The organism is Mesorhizobium sp. M7D.F.Ca.US.004.01.2.1 (assembly GCF_003997785.1).
In the GTDB taxonomy this organism is placed as follows: Bacteria; Pseudomonadota; Alphaproteobacteria; order Rhizobiales; family Rhizobiaceae; genus Mesorhizobium; species Mesorhizobium loti.
The window spans coordinates 1-3707 of the sequence record NZ_RZRQ01000452.1 but is presented as its reverse complement, the minus strand read 5'-3'; the positions used below and the strand labels follow the sequence as shown (position 1 = coordinate 3707).

The 3707-nt window shown below is 63.3% G+C and carries 5 protein-coding genes; 3 read left to right on the top strand and 2 right to left on the bottom strand.

Annotation, left to right across the window (positions count from 1 at the left end):
• Positions 1–510 (bottom strand): GntR family transcriptional regulator (locus EN993_RS32780; RefSeq protein ID WP_164757960.1); only part of this gene is annotated, 510 nt, incomplete at its 3' end.
• Between the two features lie 195 nt (positions 511–705).
• On the opposite strand from EN993_RS32780, the gene EN993_RS32775 reads away from it, so the two are divergent.
• Positions 706–1965, top strand: coding sequence for a multidrug efflux MFS transporter (locus EN993_RS32775; protein WP_127265919.1), 1260 nt, complete (start codon positions 706–708; stop codon positions 1963–1965).
• Positions 1966–2006: 41 nt separating this feature from the next.
• Positions 2007–2381, top strand: a complete 375-nt coding sequence (locus EN993_RS32770; RefSeq protein WP_127265917.1) for a DUF423 domain-containing protein — start codon at positions 2007–2009, stop codon at positions 2379–2381.
• Between the two features lie 62 nt (positions 2382–2443).
• Here EN993_RS32770 and EN993_RS32765 read toward each other — a convergent pair whose 3' ends face one another.
• Entirely contained in the window at positions 2444–2593 is a 150-nt protein-coding gene (locus EN993_RS32765) for a hypothetical protein (protein WP_127265915.1), read from the bottom strand.
• 361 nt (positions 2594–2954) lie between these two features.
• Between EN993_RS32765 and EN993_RS32755 the strand changes: the two genes are divergently transcribed.
• Positions 2955–3707 (top strand): LacI family DNA-binding transcriptional regulator (locus tag EN993_RS32755; RefSeq protein ID WP_164757959.1); only part of this gene is annotated, 753 nt, incomplete at its 3' end.

The following is a 3707-nucleotide window of genomic DNA, read 5'->3' as shown; positions in this document are numbered from 1 at the left end:
ATGTTCGGCCCAGGCGCGAACAAGGGCCGCTTCGTCGCGCACCTCCAGCCAGCGCGCCCGCGACAGGCGCGTCATGGCATCGCGAACCGCCCGGAACAGAAATTCGTTGCCCGACAGACGCGCCAGTTCGATGTGAAAATCCATGCCGACACGATGCCATTCCTCGCGCGGCGTGTCGTTGTCGCAGGACTCGAGCATCGCCTCGATGACATCGACGGCGCTCCGGTCCGCCAAGGCGCATGTCAGGCGAAGTGCCGCAACCTCGACCGCCTCCCTGTAGACGGCGATCTGCTCGAGTTCGGCCAGATTGATGGGCGACACCGTCCAGCCACGCCCGTCCCTGCCGACCAAGCCCTCGGTCTCAAGCCGCAGAAGTGCTGCCCTGACCGGGGTTCGCGAGGCGCCGAAGCGGCTTTCGATCCAGCGCTCCGTCAGCTTCTCGCCGGGACCGATCTCGAGGCCCAGGATCATCTGCCGAAGCTGCTTTTCGACGCTCTGCATCTGCGACATTGTCGTTTCCATTTTCTGGCCGTTGCTGGCTCGGGCCGTTTGCCGGCGATCAGCTCGCCAACCGCGGTTCCCGCTCACGGTTGACAGGGTTGCATTGACAGCGGCCAAGCTTGCGTCCATGACGGATACCATCTTGGTATCCCAAACTGGTATCCGCGGCAAGCATCGATAGATTGCGCGGACAGGACATATGACATGCCGCAGAATACGCCCCCGGCGACCGACAGCACCTACAACATCCATTGGCGGCGCAATCTGTTCGTGTGTTTTGCCGGTTCGTTCTCGACGCTTGTCGCCATGACGCTGCTTTTGCCGTTCCTGCCACTCTATATCGAGCAGCTCGGCGCCGAGGGCCACGCGGCGATCGTGCAATGGTCTGGGATCGCCTATGGCGCGACCTTCTTCGCGGCGGCGCTGGTGGCGCCGCTGTGGGGACGTCTCGGCGACCGCTACGGCCGCAAGGTGATGCTGGTTCGCGCCAGCTTCGGCATGGCGATATGCATGTCGCTGACCGGCATGGTGCAGACAGTCTGGCAGCTGGTGCTGCTGCGGCTGCTGATCGGTTTTGCCGGCGGCTATTCGTCGGGATCGACCATCCTCGTCGCCATGCAAACGCCGAAGGAGCGTTCCGGCTGGGCGCTCGGCCTGCTGTCTGCCGGCATCACGGCTGGGGCATTGGTCGGCCCACTGGTTGGCGGTATCTTGCCGCCGCTGATCGGCATCCGCGCCACCTTCCTGTTGTCAGGCGGCGTCATCTTCCTGGCGTTCCTGGCGACGACGTTTCTCATCAAGGAGAATCCCCGGCCGAAAGCAGCAGACGCCGCGTCGAAGCAGAAGCCGAAAGGCGGCTGGGCGCAAATCCCCGACAAACGGCCTGTTGTCGCCATGCTGGCGACCGGCATGCTGTTGAGTTTCGCCACCATGTCGATCGAGCCGATCATCACCGTCTATGTGCAGCAGCTCATCGAAGACCAGAGCTGCGTCACGCTGATATCAGGCGTCGTCATGTCGGCGGCGGCCCTTGGCGCCATCCTGTCGGCTTCGCGTCTCGGCAAGCTCGCCGACCGCGTCGGCCACTGGAACGTCATCATCGGCGCGCTCGCCGTCTCGGCGCTGCTGCTGATCCCGCAGGCCTTCGTCACGCAGAGCTGGCAACTCATCGGCCTGCGCTTCCTAATGGGCCTGGCGCTGGGCGGCCTCCTGCCCTGCATCACCAGCGTCATCCGCCACAATGTTTCCGATGGCGTCGGCGGCAACGTGCTCGGGCTGTCGATCTCCGCCCAATATGTCGGGCAGGTCGCCGGCCCCTTGCTGGGCGGCTTTGCCGGTGGCCATTTCGGCATGCGCTCGGTGTTTCTGGGCACATCCGTCTTGATGGCCGGCGGCGCGGTGTATAACTGGCTGGCGCAGTCACGCCGCGCGCAGGACATGCTCGCCAACGCCGGCAAGCCCTGACGGGGTTGGGCTTATCCCTCTGATATCACGGAGCCACGGACATGAGCACGGCCGAGCAACCTTCCGGCAATATCGGCCGTATCCTCGTCCTGGCCGGGGGCCTCTGTGGCGCCGCCGGCGTGGCGCTGTCGGCCGCGGCAGCGCATCTGGGCGGCGCCTTCGTCGGCACCGCCGCATCCTTCCTGCTGATGCATGCGCCGGTCTTCCTCGCCGCCGGATTGCTTGGCGCGAACCGGATCCTGCACATCGGCAGCCTGATCCTGCTGGTTGGGCTTCTGTTGTTCTGCGGCGATCTGCTGGCCCGCGATTTTATCGGTTCACGGTTATTCCCGCTGTCGGCGCCGATCGGCGGCACCTTGCTCATCGCCGGCTGGCTGGTGATCGCGGCCTCGGCGCTGGGGCGGCCACGTTCCTGACGCCTTTGGGCGGCCTGCCCGATAACAGACCTTCCGCCTGTCAAACGTCGTTTGCAGTGCCGTTAGTCCTGCCGGTGCTCGGGCTGGATGAGCAATTCGCGATTGCGCCGCCGCAGCTTTGCCAACCGACGCCGCTCCGGCCGTTCGGAAGCCGGCGCGATGCCCCAGTAGTTGCGATAGATGTCTTCGAACAGATAGCTCACGGGATGCATGACGTGCACTCCTTTCGGTGCTTGAATCGATCCAATCGATGGGTGCGAAAAACCGAACCCGATCAGCTCCGCTTGCGCTCCACAAGGAACCGCAGCTCGCGGACCCATGGACTGGCTTTGCCACGGCGCTTCTGCGTCGTGGTTTTCGACGAGATGCTCCAGTCGTTGCGATAAATGTCTTCGAACAAAAAATTGACGGGGTGCATGATACATCTCTCTTTCCAAGAGTTGAATCGATCCAATAAAAAGGACAGTTATGGATTGGATCGATTCAAATATACACTGCGCCGTTCCCTTGATCAAGTCAAAATTTGAACCGATCCAACGAAAGTGCTAGATGGGATGAATTGAGGAGACCAAGATGGCGCCATTGACCTCTGCAAAGACCAGGCCGATCCGGCTGGCAGACATTGCCAAAGCAGCCGGCGTCTCGCATGGCACCGCGTCCAACGTGTTCGCCCGTCCGGAGATCGTGCGCGAGGAGGTCCGCGAACGGGTCAAAGCGGCAGCCGAGGCGATGGGATATGGCGGACCGGACCCAAAAGGCCGGCTTCTGCGGGCCGGCAAGGTCAATGCCATCGGTGTCGCGACCGCGGAACCGTTGTCCTACTTCTTCGACGACCCTTTCGCCAGGGTGATGATGGCCAGCATCTCGCAAGCTTGCGACGCGACTGGTGCGGGGATTTCGCTGGTCTCCGCCGCCAACAGTGAGCAGCTCGCCTGGAACATCCAGAGCGCGCTTGTCGATGGCTTCATCGTCTTCTGTGTCGACGGCGGTTCAAAGCTGGTCGAACTGGCGCGCGACCGCAAACTCCCCTTCGTGGCGCTCGATCTCGATTCAGACGACGACGAGGCGGTCGCCGCCATCGGTGTCGACAACATCGCCGGGGCAGGCCTGGCGGCCCGACATCTGATCGAGCTTGGGCATCGTCGCTTTGCCGTGCTTGCCCTGCCCGTCGCGGACTCCGGCTTCGGCCCCACCACAAGGGAGCAGATGGAGAAGGCCCTCTATTCCGGGACGCGCGACCGCCTGCGTGGCTATTTCGCGGAACTCTCCCGCGTCGACATCGACGTCGAGCGTGTGCCGATCTACGAAACCGTCAATGACGAGGAG